The following is a 16,873-nucleotide window of genomic DNA, read 5'->3' as shown; positions in this document are numbered from 1 at the left end:
TCAGGATTTAGCCTATGGCAACCCCCTTTTTTATTATTAACCGATAAATCCCGAAAAGTCCAAAAACAGCCCTTTTGGGGCCCTAGTCAACACGTAAAACAGCCTCTATTTTGGGATAAAACCCCATTTAAGACCCTTTAAAGTGGGTTTTTGGGGAAAATCAGCTCGTCTAGAACTTCTTTTGGGCTGGTGACGAGCTTCGCCCCCTGCTGAATAAGGCGATGGCAACCCCCAAAAAGAGGATCCTGAATAGGGCCGGGGAGCGCAAAAACCTCTCTTCCGAGTTCTGCCGCAATCCTGGCGGTAATTAGTGATCCTGACTTTTCGGCTGCCTCAATAACCACCACCCCCAAGCAGAGGGCGGCAATCAGCCGGTTTCGCCTGGGAAAGTGAAAGGCTTGCGGCCCAGCCCCCATTGGCAACTCAGAGAGCAAAAGACCCCGTTGGCAGATCGCCCCTGCTAGCCAGCGGTGTTGCCGAGGGTAAACAATATCTATACCTGTTCCGCATACGGCTGCGGTGAAGTGCTGCGGCCCCGCTTGTAGCGTGGCGTAGTGCGCTGCCCCATCAATGCCTCGCGCTAGACCAGAAATAATGAGCGCGCCAGCCGCAGAAAGCCCTTGCGCAAAAATAGCCGCATTCTTTAGTCCGGCAGCACTTGCGTTGCGGGAGCCCACGATGGCGATCATTGGCAGCTTGAGTAGCTCGGCATCCCCCGCTAGATAAAGCTTTTCTGGAGGGTCATATAGATCTTTGAGTCGAGAGGGGTAATTGAGATCCCCGTAGTGGACGGTAGTGGGGTTGATAGGCGGCGCTGACATGGACATCTGACATTGTGATTTGTAGGGGATGAAGAACAATCAGGACAGACCGATTGCACTGTTGGATAATTCCTATATGGCTTTATTAACCGTCCTCTGTTACCCCGACCCCCGCTTGCATCAGGTTGCTAAACCGGTGAAGCAGGTAGATGACCGCATCAAAGAAATCGTTTCCAACATGGCGGACACCATGTATGACGCCCCTGGTGTTGGTTTGGCTGCCACGCAAGTAGATATTCATGAGCGCATTGTGGTGATCGATGTTTCCGATGATCAAAACGAATTGCAGGTTTTTATTAACCCTGAAATTACTTGGGCAAGTTCCGAAAAAAAATCATGGCGCGAAGGTTGTTTATCCGTACCAGATTTTTATGATGAGGTAGAAAGACCTGCGCAGATACGGGTCAAGGCCTTAGGCCTAGACGGCAAAGAGTTTGAGTTGGAGGCCGATGGCTTATTAGCAGTGTGTTTGCAACACGAGCTAGATCATTTGCAGGGCAAAGTATTTGTTGAGTATTTGTCTTTGTTAAAACGTAGTCGTATTTCTCAGAAGATGAAGAAGCGCGCCAAAGAATTAGAAGGCCAGCGCTAAGCGCATTGATGAAGATTGTCTTCGCCGGCACTCCTGAGTTTGCAGCGCAAGCAATGCGCGCAATACATGATGCTGGACACGAAATTGTTTTGGCACTCACCCAGCCAGATCGCCGTGCTGGCAGGGGTATGCATTTACAAGCAAGCCCAGTAAAAGCGTATGCGCTTGAGAAAAACATCCCCGTGTTACAGCCTGAGACACTAAGGCGTAATAGCGCAGATCCGCACAAGCGGGAGCAAGCTGAGTTTGCCTACCAAGAACTCGCTGCCTTAGATTTCGATGCGATGGTGGTTGTGGCTTATGGGTTGATACTGCCGCAAGATATTTTGGGTCTTTCTGAGCGCCCAGGTCGATTTGGAAGTTTTAATATCCACGCCTCCTTATTGCCTCGCTGGCGTGGCGCAGCTCCGATTCAAAGGGCCTTAGAGGCGGGCGATCATCAAACGGGCGTCTGCATTATGCAGATGGATGCTGGCTTAGATACTGGTCCTACCGTGTTGTCGGGCGAGATCCTGATTGGCGCAGACGAAACCAGTGCAAGCCTGCACGATAGGCTTGCTACTTTAGGTGCAAAGCTGATCGTTGAGACACTTAAGCGGCTGCAAGCTGGTGAAAATATGCAGCGAGTTCCGCAGCCAAGCGATGGCATTACCTATGCAGAAAAGATTCTCAAAAGTGAGGCGCAACTCGATTGGAATCAAAGCGCAAAAGAATTGGATCTTCGTATTCGTGCGTTTAATCCCTTTCCCGGCGCTACTGCTGCGATTGGTGATCACATTATTAAGCTGTGGCATTCCCGCATCCCCAAGGTGGAGGTTGGCGCTAAAGGGGCGACCCCCGGTGAAATCCTGGGCCTTGGACCCGATGGAATATATGTACAGAGCGGTGATGGCGTGATCGAAGTTTTAGAAATGCAAAAGCCCGGCGGAAAACGAATGAATGCTAAGACGTGTTTGCAAACATTTGATGTTGCCGAACAACCCATCCGCTTTCAAAATAAGGCCTAGCCTTTCGGCTTAGAGCGCACTCTTTTGGCAGAACAAAAAACATTACATAGCTTGCCTCTTTCTGAGGCCATTACGATTTCCGCTCAGGCGATTAGCGAGGTAATGAGCGGTAGTTCGCTCACTGAAGTGTTAGAGCAGCTCGATGCACATGAGAGACCCATCGTTCAAAGTTTAACGTTTGATACGCTACGAAAATGGACGCGCTCGCATGAGTTGATTAAACAATTTGTACCTAAGGCGCCCCCTATTGAAGTTGATCACTTGTTAAGTGTGGCCATTGCGTTATTTCTGCGCGATGGTTCGGAGGGTAAAGGCTATGCAACCCATACCATCGTCGATCAGGCAGTAAGGGCTTGCGCCGAGTACGACAAAACGATGTACGCAAAAGGCTTAGTAAACGCTGTATTGCGTAAAGTGAGCCAAACAGTAGAGGCTCCGGAGGGGCAGCCACACTATCCACCTGATCCAATCGCCATGTTTGTGCCTGCCTGGTGGCGCGCAAACTTAAAGCGGAATTATTCCAAAGCGTGGCAATCGATTTTATTTGCACAGGCAAAACGAGCCCCACTGATTTTGCGTGTGAACCAACGCCAACATTCGCGCGAAGAGTATCAGGCTTTATTGACCGAGGAAGGCATTGCATCTTCTCCAATTGAATCAGTTGCCGGTGTGCCGTTGCCCGGCGCATTGTTGCTAGCAAATCCGGTTCCTGTTTCCGAGTTGCCGGGCTTTTATAGCGGCGCGGTATCAGTGCAAGATGCTGGCGCGCAGCTTGCTGCAGTTTTATTACATCCACAGGATGGAGAGCGAATATTAGATGCCTGTGCGGCGCCTGGTGGTAAGACTGCGCATCTATTGGAATTGGCCGATTGTGAGATGTTGGCTTTGGAGTTAGATGGCGAGCGCCTTGGGAAAATTGGTGGCAACTTAGATCGATTACGCCTGCACTCCGAAAAAGTAAAAATACAGCGTGGCGATGCATCAAAAACGGCTTGGTGGGACGGCCAACCCTTTGACAAGATTTTGCTAGATGCGCCGTGCTCCGCGTCGGGCATTGTGGCAAGGCATCCGGATATCCCGTTTTTGCGTCGCGAGGCTGATATCAAGGCATTGCAGCTAAGGCAGCGTGAAATTCTGAATCAAGCGTGGACGATGCTCAAGCCAGAGGGCCTCTTGCTCTACGTGACTTGCTCGGTATTTCCAGAGGAGGGCGAGGATCAGGCCCTTTGGTTTGCTCAGCAGCACAGCAATGCGGTACGATTAGGCGCTCCAGGACAGCTTTTACCTGCGGAAGCGAACGATGGTTTTTACTATGCTTTGTTTAAGAAAAATGGGCCATGAGCCAAGGCATTAAGCAACTCATCTTGTTGTGCTTGATGGCGTTGAGTATTTTTTCAACGACCGTTAGCGCTGAGGGTATCAAAATCAAATCCTTTGAATTGGAGAGGGTTGATAACGACTGGTATTTAAGCGCCGCATTTCAAATTGAGCTCTCACCAGGCCTAGAAGATGCTGTGCAAAAAGGGGTAGTGCTCTATTTTCAGACCGAGTTTGATCTCACGCGTTCGCGTTGGTATTGGTTCGATGAAAAACCAGTTCTTGCGCAAAGACAAACCCGCTTGTCTTATCAGCCGCTGACACAGCAATATCGCATTGCCTCAGAGGGCTTTACTTTTTCGGCAAAAACCATGTCAGAGGCTTTGCAGGCAGTTGGTAGCATTGGGGGCTGGCGCGTGATTGATAACGGACAGTTAGACCCCAGCAAATCGTATTCAGCAGATTTGCGCATGTTCCTAGATCTGAGCAAGCTACCAAAGCCATTCCAGGTGAACGCCTTAAACAACCGCGACTGGAATATCTCCAGTGACTGGGTGCGCGTGCCTTTTTCTTCGGGCGGAGCAAATCTGATTAAGCGATGAGAGCTGCTACAGCACCAACATCACCAAGCTTTTTTGAAACCAAAGTTTGGCGAAAAAAAATACTCCCAACCGCGATTGGTTTGATTGGAGGATTTGCTTTATTGCTACTGCTCTTGCTATCGATCGCATCTTCTAATACCGAGTTTTTTGATCGTTACTTTATTTGGCTGTATGCCGCGAACGTGATCATCGGGGCCTGCTTGATCTTGGTGATTCTGACTTTAGTGATTGTGATTGCAGTACGTTGGTATCAAGGGCGCTTTGGTACACGCTTGATTGCAAAGCTGGCCATGATCTTTGCTTTAGTGGGGATTGTTCCAGGGCTCATTTTGTACGGTGTTTCATTGCAATTCGTATCCCGCAGCATTGAAACTTGGTTTGATGTGAAGGTTGAGTCAGCGCTGAACTCGGGCTTGGAGTTGGGGCGCGTTACTTTGAGAATTGCTCAAGAAGAGATTTTGGGCGAAGGCAATTTCATTGCCGAACAAGTAGCGCAAGTTCCTTCAGGCACTAGTTCTGAACAGGTTGGTTCTATGGTGATGAAGATCCGGAATCAATTTGGCATTCAAGAGGTGAGCCTGTTTAACATGCAGCGCAACTTGATCTTAACGAGTGAGTTAAAGCCTAAAAATTATTTACCAGCCCCGAGTGCAGACGTGGTTGCTGAAGCTTTTAAAAAGAAGGGCGTAACCTTCTTAGACCAGATTGAGATGGAGGGGGGGCAACGGGGTTACCGTATCCGCGCGATTGTCCCCATCGTTCGCAAAAAAGCGCCACAAAGTAAGTCAGATGCGAATAAAGACCTAAGCGATAAATACTTCTTGCAATTGGTGCGGGTGATTCCTGCGCCACTGGCTAAGAACATTTTCGCTGTCGAGTCAGCTTATAGCGAATATCAAGAGAAGTCTCTGGGGCGCCTTGGTTTGCGCAAGATGTTTGTTGGAACCTTAACGCTCACCCTCTTTTTCGCTTTATTTGTAGCGGTGATCTTGGCTTTACTCTTGGGTCGTCAATTGGCTAGGCCGCTGTTAATGCTGTTAAAGGGTACGCAAGCGGTAGCGCAAGGCGATCTATCGCCCAAGCCTGAGCTTGATACGGGAGATGAGCTGGGCATGCTCACGCGCCAATTTAATGTGATGACCAGGCAGTTGGCTGATACACGCACTTCTTTACAAGAGTCCAAGGCCTTCTTAGAAAAAGTGCTGGGAAGCTTAACCGCAGGGGTTTGCATCTTTGATCGCAACTACAACGTTGTTTCAAGCAATGCTGGCGCTGATCGTATTTTTGCGCAAGACCTTACCCTGCTTGACGGCAAGCCTCTGAGTAGCAACCCGGTACTCGTGGAGTTTGAGGGTGCAATTAAAGAAGGTTTTGCCACTATGAAGTTGGCGGTAGCTAATCCAGAGCTAGCTGCAGACTCCCAGGGCGCGCCTGTTTGGCAAAAACAAATTCAGTTGCATGCAACCAATGAATTTGAGAATGAGCTGGGTGTTACCTTGTTTGTGCGCGGCACACAATTGACAGGCGATTTGCGCATGGTGGTATTCGATGACATTACTGATGTAGTGAGCGCACAAAGATCGATAGCGTGGAGTGAAGTCGCAAGGCGTTTGGCGCACGAGATTAAGAATCCGCTTACCCCAATTCAGCTCTCTGCAGAGCGCTTGCAACACAAGCTCGCCGGTAAGCTAAGCCCAGAACAAGAAGAAATGATCAACCGCAGCACTGAAACCATTATTGGTCAGGTGCAGGCCATGAAAGAGATGGTCAATGATTTCAGGGATTTTGCTAAGACCCCAACGCCTCAATTAAAGCCCGTTTCGATTAATGCACTCATCACAGAGATTTTGGGTCTTTATGAAGGTAGCCCAATCAGAACTCAGCTAGATCCAGATTGCCCCGATATCATGGGTGACCCAACTCAGCTGCGTCAAATTATTCATAACTTACTTCAAAATGCGCAAGACTCCACGCTCGAGGGTGAGCATAAAGGTCAGCCAGTTGAGGTGAAAACGGAATTGGTGCCTTACGGTGAACAAAATGGGCTCAGTGAAAATGCGGTGCGATTAACAATAAGTGATCGTGGAGTTGGATTTCCAGCTAAGATATTGGCAAGAGCATTTGAGCCTTATGTCACCACTAAGAGTAAGGGCACCGGATTAGGTTTGGCGGTCGTCAAAAAAATCATTGATGATCATGGAGCCAAAATTGAAATCCGAAATCGAATGCAGGGTGAAGAGGTAATCGGTGCGAAAGTATCAATTTTGTTTATGAACTTAGCAAAAGAGGCAGCCTAAGTATGGCTAGTATTTTGGTCGTTGATGATGAGATGGGAATTCGTGAGCTTCTCAATGAGATTCTTACGGATGAAGGCCATACTGTTTATGCGGCTGAAAGTGCTGTACAGGCTCGCACCATTCGCGAACAAATGAGACCCGATTTAGTGCTACTAGATATTTGGATGCCCGATACAGACGGCATTACTTTATTAAAAGAGTGGTCTAAGACTGGTCAACTCACTATGCCTGTAGTCATGATGTCGGGCCATGCAACTATTGATACTGCAGTTGAGGCTACCCGTATTGGCGCGCTCAATTTTTTAGAGAAGCCCATCGCACTTCAAAAATTACTGAAGACAGTAAGCAAAGCATTAGAGAGTTCTCCAAAGTATGTTGAACCACTGGAAGAAAAAGCTGTTCAAACGGGTGCCCCAGTAGCTGCTGCACCAAAGGCATCCAGTGGCGAACCTGCTGCGCCTGTTGATGGCGAATACATCAGTGGAATCGCAAAAACCTATTTTGATTTACCCCTAAGAGAGGCAAGAGATCTTTTCGAAAAAGCCTATTTTGAGCATCAAATGCAAATCATGGGCGGCAGCATGACCAAGATTTCTGAATACACCGGTCTCGAGAGAACCCATCTATACCGTAAGCTCAAAGCGTTGGGGATCGATACCTCACGCAATAAAGGCGAGAGTTAGGCGCTATTTACCCCTAGGGCCCCCCACCCCCAATAAACAAAGGTGAGGCAGAGCCAAAAGGCTGCCTTCCGAGAAATTGATCACAGGCATGCCCAATTCGTTATAATTCCAAGTCTTGGCCTGGTAGCTCAGTCGGTAGAGCAGAGGATTGAAAATCCTTGTGTCGGTGGTTCGATTCCGCCCCGGGCCACCAAGAAACATCAAAACCACCTTCGGGTGGTTTTTTCATTTGTGGCTTATTGTTCCGAATGTGCTGAAAGACGCTATGGGTTAAGCTATTTCCATGGATAAAAATAATTTCATGGCTACGCCTGTTAAGCGATCTTCAACATCGCTGTTTTCAAATGCGTTTATAGATTTCTATCATTTAGTGGTGCGGATGACATGGCCCCGTTTTTTGGCTTCCTTTGTCATGGTGTTTTTAGCGATTAATTTATTGTTTGGGTTTTTATATTCAGTTCGGGGCGACTCTATTTCTGGCCTTAAGGGCCTTGGGTTCCTGGAATATTTTTTCTTTAGCGTTCAAACTCTAGCCACTATTGGCTATGGAAGCATGTTCCCCCAAACGCTCTACGGACATGTGTTGGTTACGGTTGAAGCAATGGTTGGTCTATTGGGCGTAGGAATGTTTGCGGCCCTCGCATTTGCCCGAATTTCATTGCCAAGATCGCGAGTGGTTTTTAGTAATACAGCAGTAATAAATAATTTTGAGGGTCAACCAGCCCTTATGTTTAGGATGGCTAATGAGAGAAACAACCGCATCATTGGCGCTGAAGTGGAGTTGAGCCTGTTCATACAAGAGACCACTAAAGAAGGTCAAAGCATGAGGCGGATATATGACTTAAGTCTAGCCCGCAACCATACGCCTATGTTGGCCCTTACTTGGCTTGTGATTCACCCGATTGATGAAAAGAGTCCTTTATCAAGGATGTCCGAAGAGGATTTATCAAAAGCAGACTTTGCTTTAGTCGCAACCGTTAAAGGTTTGGATGAGACTGTTTCACAAACAATTCACTCCAACCACACCTATACATTCGAAGATATTCGATGGAATCATCGCTTTGTAGATTTGTATCGTAAAAATGAGTCAGGCATGAAAGTTCTTATTGATCAGACTTTGATTCACGACACGATAGAAGAAGCAAGATAGCCTAATTTCAATTGATGAGTCAAGCCCTCGCCAAGCTGGTTAAAGAAATCCGTTCTTGTACCTTGTGTACAGAGCATTTACCTTTGGGCCCAAGACCCATTATTCAGGTGAGTAGTTTGGCAAGGATTCTTGTTGTTGGGCAGGCGCCCGGCAGTCGAGTTCATGAAACCGGAATTCCATTTAACGATCCTAGTGGCGATCGTCTTAGGGAGTGGATGGGCATTGATAAAGAAGTCTTTTATAACGATAAGAAAATTGCTCTTGTTCCCATGGGCTTTTGCTTTCCAGGAACAGGTAAATCAGGGGATCTACCTCCAAGACCGGAATGTGCGGACACATGGCGAGTAAAACTATTAGAGCAACTACCCAATATCAAGCTAACCATCATTGTTGGTCAATATGCTCAAGCATGGCATTTAGACAAAAGCAGTAAAGAGAATTTGACTGAAACGGTAATGGCATGGAAGAGCTATTGGCCAAAAGCGATTCCTTTGCCACACCCAAGTCCCAGAAACAATATTTGGCTAAAGAAGAATCCTTGGTTTGAGGAAGAGGTTTTGCCTTCTCTCAGAAGGAAAGTGAAAGCTGTATTGAAGTAGGGTTGGGCATCCTCTGCCCTGGTCGACTCAGCCCCGGGCCACCAAGAAACATCAAAACCACCTTTGGGTGGTTTTTTCTTTTCGGCGATTGGATAATCTACCCAATCTATTTGAGGTAACCAATGAATCCCAACATAAAAGAGGTAATTGAAAAATCTACGCACGAATCTCACGCTGGTTTGCTAACCTTTCCAGAGTTTTTGGGGCGGTTGATTGGGGTTGGCGTTGAATCTTACTTTGCTGACTATCGCAATCAATCAACTACTTATTATTTGTCCGGCAATGAAGCGTATACCGTTCCAATGACAATGCCCTCAATTGAAACTCCGACTTCATTCAACAAAGAAGGCGTCGTTTCAGCTATTCGCGGCGCTCAAAGCGATATGGTTAGATATCCTGAGTTTCTTAAGTTAACGATGTCTGCCGGCTGTATCGGATACATCGTTTGGATAACTGGAAAGCACGTGAGTTATTTCGGGCGGCAAGGTGAAGTTCATATTGAGCATTTTCCACAAGGATAATAGTTCCTCAGCCCTGGTCGATTCCGCCCCGGGCCACCAAGAAACACCAAAACCACCTTCGGGTGGTTTTTTGTTTTGGTCCGTAGGATGAGGTTCCGTTGGCCAGGATTAGAATGAGGAATAACCAACAAGAGGGGGTGTTATGAGTTCTAAGAAATTTGTAGTGGGACTGCTATTTGGTATTTCAGTGTTTTCTTTGGCCGGTGCGGCGATACCTGAACCACCAAATCCGTTGGCAAACATCAACCTGACATTTGATCAGCGCCTTGAGCAGATGAAACAAACAGATGCCGCATTACTAAAGGCAACCCCAGAAGAGCGCAAAGCCTATTGGCATAAGATGCGCGATCAAATGAAGGCTTTAAGCCCCGAAGATCGTAAATTAGTTCACGAGAAGATGAAGGCTCAATGGCAATCTATTACTCCTGAGCAAAAAGAGAAAATGAAAGCAGAGAGAAAAGCTTTCTTTGATGGATTAACGCCTGAGGAGCAAGCTGAAATGAAAGCTCGCAAAGCCAAATGGGAAAATATGAGTCCAGAAGAAAAACAGAAGTGGCATAAGCAGTCTAGCTAGGATTAGGCATCCTAGGCCCTAGTCGATTCCGCCCCGGGCCACCAAGAAACACCAAAACCACCTTCGGGTGGTTTTTTCATCTCTAGAGCAGGTTAATTCCAAAGCTCTTCATCACCAAGGCAAATAAGCCAAAACAGATAACCGTTGCCACTACGCAAGCTCCCATGGTTATCCAAAATCCTAGCTTGGGAAGTAGGTATGGAAACAGCAAAAACATTGGCAATGTGGGAATCACATACCAAAAGGTGTAATAGGCGTGATTGGCTATTTTCTCTTCGGACTGGTTTTCTACATAGAGCCACACTAGAGTTAAAAGAGTCATTACGGGCAATGCCGCAATAAAGCCACCTAATCGATCACTGCGTTTGGCAACCTCAGATATGAATACAACCATCCCTGCTGTTAATAGATACTTTGCGATGATCCAAGCCATTTGAGCCTTATGAAGAAGTGGTTATTGGATAGTCTAAAGCAGGATTAAACATCCTCGGCCCTGGTCGATTCCGCCCCGGGCCACCAAGAAACACCAAAACCACCTTCGGGTGGTTTTTTCATTTGGGGCTTGGCAGGGTTAACCATGATTAATCTTGAACCGCCTAATCAGGAGGCGTCCTTTAAAAGGACATGGCTACTGATTAATTAAAAAGTAATTAGTGATAGTGCAACCTACTGTAATACCTAAAACTTATAAAAGTGATAAAGTTTTTTGTAATCATTTTGTCAAACAAGACTTTATGGGAGTTGATAGCCAATCAAAATTCTTAGGAGCCAAAATGAAAAAAGTATTAATTGCAGTTTGTTTGACTGCATTTGCTGGTTTTAGTTATGCAGATAGCGCAGTTAAATGGGGATACGATGGCAATATCGGCCCTGCTAACTGGGGTGACTTGAGCAAGGACTTTGCAACCTGTAAAACAGGCCAAGTGCAAGCCCCCATCGATATTCAAACTAAGCAAGCCTCTAAAAATAATGCCCCAATTAAAACAAATTACAAAGCATCAGCTGGCGAAATTTTAAATAATGGCCATACGATTCAAGTTAATCTAGCTGATGGCGGTTCTGCAAACTTAGGCGGTGCTGACTATAAGATTTTGCAATTTCATATGCACACTCCAGCAGAGGAAAAGATTGATGGCAAAAGCTTTCCATTTAATGCTCACCTAGTGCACCAGAGTGCAGATGGTAAGTTAGCTGTAATTGGCGTTCTCTTCAATGAAGGCAAAGAAAATGTAGCCCTCAAAGAGGTATTTACCAATATGCCAAGTGCCGAAGGCAAGACACCCTTGAAGACACCTTTGAATACCGGCACTATGTTGCCAAGCTCTTTAGCTTATTACAACTATGCAGGATCACTTACAACCCCGGGATGTGGTGAAGGCGTGCAGTTCTATATTCTAAAAACTCCTGTTGAGCTCTCTAGCGCACAGTTGTCAGCATTCAAAAAGATTTTCCCAATGAATGCTCGCCCTGTAATGCCGCTAAATGGCCGCAAGATTACAGAAGGTAGTTAAGTTAGGGTTAAGTATCCTAGGCCCTGGTCGATTCCGCCCCGGGCCACCAAGAAACACCAAAACCACCTTCGGGTGGTTTTTTATTGGCAGGTACTGCTAAGATTCCTATCAGATGCCTACAAATATTCAACGAAGAAGTATTCTTAAAACTGCTGGCTTTTTAGCTGGTACATCTCTTATTCCCTCTGGGCTCTTGGAGGCTGCAAGGGGAATTGATGCGCCCCGCATTGCATTGATTATTGGCAATAGTAAATATCCCGATAGCCCACTTATTAATCCATTTAATGATGCAAGTGCAATGGGTAAGGAGCTCAAGGCCTTAGGTTTTGATACTCAGGTGTTGCTAGATTCGAGCCTAAAAGATTTGGGTTCAGCTATTCAGGCCTATAGCGGAAGAATTGCCAAATCTAAGGCCGTTGGCCTTTTTTATTACGCGGGACACGGTGTTCAATTGGCCTGGAGAAATTATTTGGTTCCGGTTGATGCAAATATTGATCGCGTTGATGACATACCGAAGCAGACGTTTGAGCTTAACACTATGCTGATAGCTCTTAACAAAGCCCAAAACCCGATGAACATTATTATTCTTGATGCTTGTCGTGATAATCCCTTCGGTAAAAAATTACCAACGGAGCAGAAAGGCCTAAGCCAATTCGATGCTCCAAATAATTCACTCTTATGCTATGCAACAGCCCCTGGTAACGTAGCAAGTGATGGGGCGGGAGCCAATGGCTTGTTTACAGAAAATCTCCTTCGTGAGATGCGTGACCCTGAAGCAAAGATTGAGGACGTATTTAAGCGGGTTCGTTTAAAGGTAAGGCTTGCCTCAAAGGGGCAACAAATTCCTTGGGAAAGCACATCGCTTGAGGAGGACTTCTATTTCAATGCAAAAGGCTTGAATCCACAAGACATCGAGGCAGCTATTGGGGGCTCCAAATGAGTAATCAGGATGATTTTAAGCAAGAGCTTGCTCTATGGGAGTCTGCTAGCAAGAGTAGTAATCCAAGTTTGACCATTAAATATTTAGAAAAATATCCATCAGGGTATTTCAATCAACTGGCTGAAGTTCGACTTGATGAGTTGTTGGCTAAAGCTGGTGAAAAGAAGGTTCAAATTAAGGGAAGCGTTGAAAATCCATTTTCAAAGGGCACCGTAACTGGTATTGGAAAATATTTTGTTGGCGATGCTTACACATTTGAAAATACAAAACGTTTCGAAGATCCCAGGCGATATACCGATACTGTAACCTCTTTAGCAGATGATCAAGTTATTTTTAATAACGGTGAACGGGCTTTTGATTTGCTTGGCAACGAAACAAAAGCACCACACCCTCGTTTTTTAAATCCAATTCAGTTCTATCCTGCTGAATATGCCATTGGAAATAAATGGGCAACCCAGTTTGGCTGGGTAAATGGTTTTGGCATGAATGATTTATGTCATATTGAATTTGTAATAAAAAAGCGGGAGCTCCGCAATCTCGATCTCGGCACCTTCAATGCCTTTTTCATAGAGGCTCGAGGAATTGTTGTTAGCACAAATGGAGTTATAGAAATTAACTATTGGATTGATCCAGAGAGGTGCTATCGACCGCTAGAATATTTTTTCCAAACAAAAAATCGGCAAAATAAAATAGGCGAGTCGGAAACTATCATTCTTAAGTCATATAAGGAAAAGCGTTTGAATCCCCCAGGGATTAATGCTTTGCGCACTATCCCTGTCTAAGCCACCCAACACCACCTCGTTCTATTCAAAAACAGGGGTCTCAGTGCGTATAGGGCAACAAGTCTGACGGCAGTGTTAGTTAATGTCTTAGCTGAGGAAAACAATGATTTTTAGTGTTGAAAATCCTTGTGTCGGTGGTTCGATTCCGCCCCGGGCCACCAAGAAACATCAACACCACCTTCGGGTGGTTTTTTCATGTGCGTATCTGCTATAAATTGATCAACAATCAATGGAGCCAATATGACTCGATCTTCTCGCCGTAGTTTTTTAAAAACTTCTGTACTTGGCTCAGCATCAATTGTTGGGGCTTCCGGATCAATCATTGAGTCTACCCAGGCTCAATCAATGTCCAAGCAATCTTCTATAGAGCTCAAAGCAAACGAGATATCTCAAAAACTGTTTTCTGATGATGGGTTAGCAATTCCAATTGCTACCAAGCCAACTGTTTCGAGCTTAGCAAAAGAATTGGATCGAACAATGGTGCTTGGTGGTGGGGGCGAGTACTACATCGCTTGGTACTGCGGATTTTTTCATGGTCTTTATGAAGCCGGTTTAGATATGGCCAATATGCCTGAAATGGTTGTTGGCACTTCTGCCGGTTCATACATGGGATCATCACTACTCTCCGGGGAGTTTTATCGCTTGCGAACAGAGTTTGATTTTTTTGGAAAGTTTCCAGAAATCTTTTCAAAGATGGCGCCTTTGGCAACGCCTAATATCAGTCAGATGAGGGCTGATAAGGTCAATATGAGTGCGACAGATGGCAGTGTTGAAACGCGCAGAACTATTGGTGCCGCCGCACTGGCCGCTGACAATAAATTAAATAGTGATCGCATTGAAAAGTTAGCCGCTTTATTAACTGGTGATAGCAAAACCAGTTGGCCACCAAAAAGAATGTACACCACTGGAATTGATTGCTACACAGGGGAGCGATTGGTTGTAGGTCAGCAAACGGCTAAGAAAAATAATATTGCTTTAGCGCATGGGGCTGCCGCAAGTAGTTCATTGCCTGGCGTTGCTGGGCCAACTTTATTAGGTCAGCGTTATGTTATGGATGGCGGAATTTGCTCTAATCCAGCCCACGTGGATTTGGTGGCCGGCTCAAAAAGAGCTTTAGTCATTACGCTAACTGATGGTGTAACGGGGGCAATTCTTACAACAATTCCACACCCCATTGCACAAAACATTAAAGATGTAGAAGCAACAGGCACCAAAGTAAAGTGGATTGTTGCCGGCACTCCAGTAGGCATAAATTTGTTGGATCCAAAACAGATCGAGGGCGCTTTGCGAACTGGATATGGTCGAGCAAAAGTAGAAGCGTCAAAAATTAAAGAGTTTTGGGCATAAGGTCGAGCATCCTAGGTCCTGGTCGATTCCGAGCCGGGCCACCGAGAAACACCAAACTACCTTCAGGCCGCCTTTTCTTTTGGTTTGCCAGCAACTAATTAAAGTGAAATGCAGCGATGAGTTTGACAACCCAGTTATCGCTCGTTGCAGTTACGCCCTTTCCAACCCCCAGGTTCAGTTCAGTTTTCTGGTACTTTGTATCTAACACGAGGTAGGCAGTGTGTGGCTGTTGAGTCAGGCTATAAAGACTTTTATTGGGTACGTTATCAGCGTAATACTCGATTCCAATATCTGTCACGGCTGTTAGGCTGTATGCCACCTTGGCTGACGGTGAAAATGTGACAGTACTGTTTTTGTTGAGTGTGATGTCAACGCTAGGGTTAATCGTCAAGCGCCATGCTTGAAGTTGAATTGCCAAAATGGGCGTGAGTTCGTAATAAGTGGTTTGCGTACCAAGAACATCTTGAATATAGTTAATTTCATTCTTAACGCCGTAGTGCCACAGGCCCTCTTCATCATGTGTCGGTATGTACATGTGACTTAACTTGCCGCCATTTACATAACTCACACCGTTGTAGTTGCTGAGATAAACGTTAGCACCCAATTCACTTTTTTCGGTAATCCCATAGCCATACTCAAGCCTTGTTTGAAAGACATTTGTTGTAAGGTTTTGGGATGATGGGGCCTGGAATAAGTTCGTTTCTACTTCATAAGCCGAATGTTGGTAATCGGCAATCAGTTCATCATGAACCTTGATTTCGAAAGGGGCTGCAAGTACAAGGCCGCTAGCAATCCATAGCGCGCTGAGGCTGAATTTAATCAAGAAAATTGGATTGCGAACAAAAGACATTTGGGCACTATAAAGGATCAATAAGAATGCTGATTTAATCAACAATAAAATACGCTATGGTGCTAAATTGAGCCTGTTATGTTCAAAACCATTCTTGCTCTTCCTCGCACTGTTTGGCTCATTGGCTTTATTAGTCTGGTCAATGATTCTGCAAGTGAGATGCTTTATCCACTCATGCCTTTATATCTATCCTCAGTGCTGATGGCGGGGCCAAAAGCACTCGGCATTATTGAGGGCATTGCTGAAGCTAGTTCGAGCATTTTCAAGTTAGTCTCAGGCGTAATTGTTGATCGTACAAAAAAGGCTAAACCTTGGATCGTATTGGGTTACACGCTGGCAGGCGTTGGAAGGCCCCTGATTGCATTTGCTAATTCATGGTTGTGGGTGCTGGCGATTCGTTTTACAGACCGCATGGGCAAAGGGATGAGAAGTTCGCCTAGGGATGCCCTGTTGGCAGAGAGTGTTAGCGAGTGTCAGCGTGGGGTTACGTTTGGTTTGCATCGCTCGATGGATAACGCAGGCGCAGTGATTGGCCCTTTATTGGCCGCCATGTTTTTATCTATGGGCGTGCCGCTGAAAGACATTTTTCTGTGGGCCATTATTCCTGCCGTAATCACGATTGCACTCGCTTTATGCATCAAAGAACCCAAGCGTGAGGCAGTCCCGCAGGCTAGTCAATTTAGCTGGTCACTTCAAGGCATGCCGGATCAGTTCAAAAGATATTTAGTAGTTGCAGGAATATTTGCTTTAGCAAATTCATCAGACATGTTTCTGCTACTTCGGGCAAGAGAGGCAGGGGTTCCGCAAGAACAGATTCCATTGCTGTGGGCAGCAATTTCATTAATTACGACCTTATTTGGTACGCCCCTATCAGCGCTATCGGATACCTTTGGGCGCAAGCGATTTATTTTGATTGCCTGGATTGCATTTGCGTTCTTCTATATTGCAATGGGATTACCTGGAATTTCTACCTATCAAATATTTGGACTGTTTGCGATCTATGGACTATTCAAGGCGGCAACTGAGGGCGTAGAGAAGGCCTTGGTAGCAGATATGGCGCCAAAAGGCTTGGCAGGGACGGCCTTTGGCTGGTTTAATTTAATTACGGGCCTCATGCTCTTTCCTGCTTCGTTTATCTTTGGCTGGGTATATGAATCTATCGCGCCACTCTACGCTTTCTTTTTCTCTGGGGGTTGTGCGCTATTAGCATTTGTACTCATGGCCACTTGGGTTACGAAAGCCAAAGTATCTTAGGCCGCAATCTATTCGGCGGGGATTTT

Annotated in this window: 19 protein-coding genes and 1 tRNA gene; 16 read left to right on the top strand and 4 right to left on the bottom strand. The window is 46.0% G+C overall.

The window, feature by feature from the left end:
- Positions 1-137: 137 nt before the first annotated feature.
- Entirely contained in the window at positions 138-821 is a 684-nt protein-coding gene (gene dprA, locus ICN24_RS01210; protein ID WP_255532522.1) for a DNA-processing protein DprA, read from the bottom strand.
- 76 nt (positions 822-897) lie between these two features.
- On the opposite strand from dprA, the gene def reads away from it, so the two are divergent.
- From def to ICN24_RS01155, 11 genes are all read left to right on the top strand, one after another.
- Positions 898-1,413, top strand: a complete 516-nt coding sequence (gene def, locus ICN24_RS01205) for a peptide deformylase (protein ID WP_216222154.1) — start codon at positions 898-900, stop codon at positions 1,411-1,413.
- A gap of 8 nt (positions 1,414-1,421) precedes the next feature.
- Complete coding sequence (gene fmt / locus ICN24_RS01200; RefSeq protein WP_216220847.1) at positions 1,422-2,420, top strand: methionyl-tRNA formyltransferase; 999 nt, start codon at positions 1,422-1,424, stop codon at positions 2,418-2,420.
- A gap of 24 nt (positions 2,421-2,444) precedes the next feature.
- Positions 2,445-3,761: a 16S rRNA (cytosine(967)-C(5))-methyltransferase RsmB gene (gene rsmB, locus ICN24_RS01195; RefSeq protein ID WP_255532521.1), complete on the top strand. Its 1,317-nt coding sequence runs from the start codon at positions 2,445-2,447 to the stop codon at positions 3,759-3,761.
- The gene (locus ICN24_RS01190) at positions 3,758-4,339 is read left to right on the top strand and encodes a DUF4390 domain-containing protein (protein WP_216220846.1); all 582 of its coding nucleotides are present in this window, start codon (positions 3,758-3,760) and stop codon (positions 4,337-4,339) included. The genes rsmB and ICN24_RS01190 overlap by 4 nt, the downstream gene beginning before the upstream one ends.
- Positions 4,336-6,636 (top strand): ATP-binding protein, encoded by a 2,301-nt coding sequence (locus ICN24_RS01185; protein WP_216220845.1) that lies wholly within the window; start codon positions 4,336-4,338, stop codon positions 6,634-6,636. Before ICN24_RS01190 ends, ICN24_RS01185 begins: the two co-directional genes overlap by 4 nt.
- A gap of 2 nt (positions 6,637-6,638) precedes the next feature.
- Positions 6,639-7,319, top strand: a complete 681-nt coding sequence (locus tag ICN24_RS01180; protein WP_216220843.1) for a response regulator — start codon at positions 6,639-6,641, stop codon at positions 7,317-7,319.
- 117 nt (positions 7,320-7,436) lie between these two features.
- A tRNA-Phe gene (locus ICN24_RS01175) sits at positions 7,437-7,512 on the top strand.
- A 90-nt stretch (positions 7,513-7,602) separates the two neighbouring features.
- Positions 7,603-8,469 carry an ion channel gene (locus ICN24_RS01170; RefSeq protein ID WP_216220841.1) on the top strand — a complete coding sequence of 289 codons (867 nt, stop codon included), beginning with the start codon at positions 7,603-7,605 and terminating at the stop codon, positions 8,467-8,469.
- A gap of 14 nt (positions 8,470-8,483) precedes the next feature.
- Positions 8,484-9,068 (top strand): uracil-DNA glycosylase family protein, encoded by a 585-nt coding sequence (locus tag ICN24_RS01165; RefSeq protein WP_216220839.1) that lies wholly within the window; start codon positions 8,484-8,486, stop codon positions 9,066-9,068.
- A gap of 122 nt (positions 9,069-9,190) precedes the next feature.
- Positions 9,191-9,589: a DUF1398 family protein gene (locus ICN24_RS01160; protein WP_216220836.1), complete on the top strand. Its 399-nt coding sequence runs from the start codon at positions 9,191-9,193 to the stop codon at positions 9,587-9,589.
- A 142-nt stretch (positions 9,590-9,731) separates the two neighbouring features.
- Positions 9,732-10,163, top strand: a complete 432-nt coding sequence (locus ICN24_RS01155) for a DUF3106 domain-containing protein (protein ID WP_216220834.1) — start codon at positions 9,732-9,734, stop codon at positions 10,161-10,163.
- An 82-nt stretch (positions 10,164-10,245) separates the two neighbouring features.
- Here ICN24_RS01155 and ICN24_RS01150 read toward each other — a convergent pair whose 3' ends face one another.
- On the bottom strand, positions 10,246-10,596 hold the full coding sequence (locus tag ICN24_RS01150) for a DUF3147 family protein (RefSeq protein WP_216220833.1): 351 nt from the start codon (positions 10,594-10,596) through the stop codon (positions 10,246-10,248).
- Between the two features lie 340 nt (positions 10,597-10,936).
- Here ICN24_RS01150 and ICN24_RS01145 point away from each other — a divergent pair, with 340 nt between their 5' ends.
- The 3 genes from ICN24_RS01145 (at position 10,937) to ICN24_RS01135 (ending at position 13,396) form a co-directional block, all read left to right on the top strand.
- Complete coding sequence (locus tag ICN24_RS01145) at positions 10,937-11,674, top strand: carbonic anhydrase (protein ID WP_216220832.1); 738 nt, start codon at positions 10,937-10,939, stop codon at positions 11,672-11,674.
- A 112-nt stretch (positions 11,675-11,786) separates the two neighbouring features.
- The gene (locus tag ICN24_RS01140) at positions 11,787-12,614 is read left to right on the top strand and encodes a caspase family protein (protein WP_216220830.1); all 828 of its coding nucleotides are present in this window, start codon (positions 11,787-11,789) and stop codon (positions 12,612-12,614) included.
- The gene (locus tag ICN24_RS01135) at positions 12,611-13,396 is read left to right on the top strand and encodes a hypothetical protein (protein WP_216220828.1); all 786 of its coding nucleotides are present in this window, start codon (positions 12,611-12,613) and stop codon (positions 13,394-13,396) included. Before ICN24_RS01140 ends, ICN24_RS01135 begins: the two co-directional genes overlap by 4 nt.
- Before the next feature lie 110 nt (positions 13,397-13,506).
- Here ICN24_RS01135 and ICN24_RS01130 read toward each other — a convergent pair whose 3' ends face one another.
- Positions 13,507-13,719 (bottom strand): hypothetical protein, encoded by a 213-nt coding sequence (locus ICN24_RS01130; protein WP_216220826.1) that lies wholly within the window; start codon positions 13,717-13,719, stop codon positions 13,507-13,509.
- A gap of 22 nt (positions 13,720-13,741) precedes the next feature.
- On the opposite strand from ICN24_RS01130, the gene ICN24_RS01125 reads away from it, so the two are divergent.
- Positions 13,742-14,743, top strand: a complete 1,002-nt coding sequence (locus ICN24_RS01125; protein ID WP_216220823.1) for a patatin-like phospholipase family protein — start codon at positions 13,742-13,744, stop codon at positions 14,741-14,743.
- 94 nt (positions 14,744-14,837) lie between these two features.
- Here the strand turns inward: ICN24_RS01125 and ICN24_RS01120 are convergent, their stop codons facing one another.
- A complete protein-coding gene (locus ICN24_RS01120) occupies positions 14,838-15,593 on the bottom strand; it encodes a hypothetical protein (protein WP_216220821.1) in 756 nt (251 codons plus the stop codon).
- A 78-nt stretch (positions 15,594-15,671) separates the two neighbouring features.
- Between ICN24_RS01120 and ICN24_RS01115 the strand changes: the two genes are divergently transcribed.
- Entirely contained in the window at positions 15,672-16,847 is a 1,176-nt protein-coding gene (locus ICN24_RS01115) for an MFS transporter (RefSeq protein ID WP_216220820.1), read from the top strand.
- Positions 16,848-16,873: the final 26 nt, after the last annotated feature.

Source organism: Polynucleobacter sp. UK-Kesae-W10, from assembly GCF_018881575.1.
Taxonomy (GTDB): Bacteria; Pseudomonadota; Gammaproteobacteria; order Burkholderiales; family Burkholderiaceae; genus Polynucleobacter.
This window is presented reverse-complemented; position numbering and strand designations above follow the sequence as displayed.

Excerpts from the sequence above, each read along its gene's own strand:
- ICN24_RS01165 (WP_216220839.1), top strand. The coding sequence starts at position 8,484 with ATGAGTCAAGCCCTCGCCAAGCTGGTTAAAGAAATCCGTTCTTGTACC.
- fmt (WP_216220847.1), top strand. The coding sequence starts at position 1,422 with ATGAAGATTGTCTTCGCCGGCACTCCTGAGTTTGCAGCGCAAGCAATG.
- ICN24_RS01120 (WP_216220821.1), bottom strand. The coding sequence starts at position 15,593 with ATGTCTTTTGTTCGCAATCCAATTTTCTTGATTAAATTCAGCCTCAGC.
- ICN24_RS01140 (WP_216220830.1), top strand. The coding sequence starts at position 11,787 with ATGCCTACAAATATTCAACGAAGAAGTATTCTTAAAACTGCTGGCTTT.
- ICN24_RS01125 (WP_216220823.1), top strand. The coding sequence starts at position 13,742 with ATGTCCAAGCAATCTTCTATAGAGCTCAAAGCAAACGAGATATCTCAA.
- ICN24_RS01160 (WP_216220836.1), top strand. The coding sequence starts at position 9,191 with ATGAATCCCAACATAAAAGAGGTAATTGAAAAATCTACGCACGAATCT.
- ICN24_RS01145 (WP_216220832.1), top strand. The coding sequence starts at position 10,937 with ATGAAAAAAGTATTAATTGCAGTTTGTTTGACTGCATTTGCTGGTTTT.
- ICN24_RS01115 (WP_216220820.1), top strand. The coding sequence starts at position 15,672 with ATGTTCAAAACCATTCTTGCTCTTCCTCGCACTGTTTGGCTCATTGGC.
- def (WP_216222154.1), top strand. The coding sequence starts at position 898 with ATGGCTTTATTAACCGTCCTCTGTTACCCCGACCCCCGCTTGCATCAG.
- dprA (WP_255532522.1), bottom strand. The coding sequence starts at position 821 with ATGTCAGCGCCGCCTATCAACCCCACTACCGTCCACTACGGGGATCTC.
- ICN24_RS01155 (WP_216220834.1), top strand. The coding sequence starts at position 9,732 with ATGAGTTCTAAGAAATTTGTAGTGGGACTGCTATTTGGTATTTCAGTG.
- ICN24_RS01185 (WP_216220845.1), top strand. The coding sequence starts at position 4,336 with ATGAGAGCTGCTACAGCACCAACATCACCAAGCTTTTTTGAAACCAAA.
- ICN24_RS01190 (WP_216220846.1), top strand. The coding sequence starts at position 3,758 with ATGAGCCAAGGCATTAAGCAACTCATCTTGTTGTGCTTGATGGCGTTG.
- ICN24_RS01130 (WP_216220826.1), bottom strand. The coding sequence starts at position 13,719 with ATGATTGATCCGGAAGCCCCAACAATTGATGCTGAGCCAAGTACAGAA.
- ICN24_RS01150 (WP_216220833.1), bottom strand. The coding sequence starts at position 10,596 with ATGGCTTGGATCATCGCAAAGTATCTATTAACAGCAGGGATGGTTGTA.
- ICN24_RS01135 (WP_216220828.1), top strand. The coding sequence starts at position 12,611 with ATGAGTAATCAGGATGATTTTAAGCAAGAGCTTGCTCTATGGGAGTCT.
- ICN24_RS01170 (WP_216220841.1), top strand. The coding sequence starts at position 7,603 with ATGGATAAAAATAATTTCATGGCTACGCCTGTTAAGCGATCTTCAACA.
- ICN24_RS01180 (WP_216220843.1), top strand. The coding sequence starts at position 6,639 with ATGGCTAGTATTTTGGTCGTTGATGATGAGATGGGAATTCGTGAGCTT.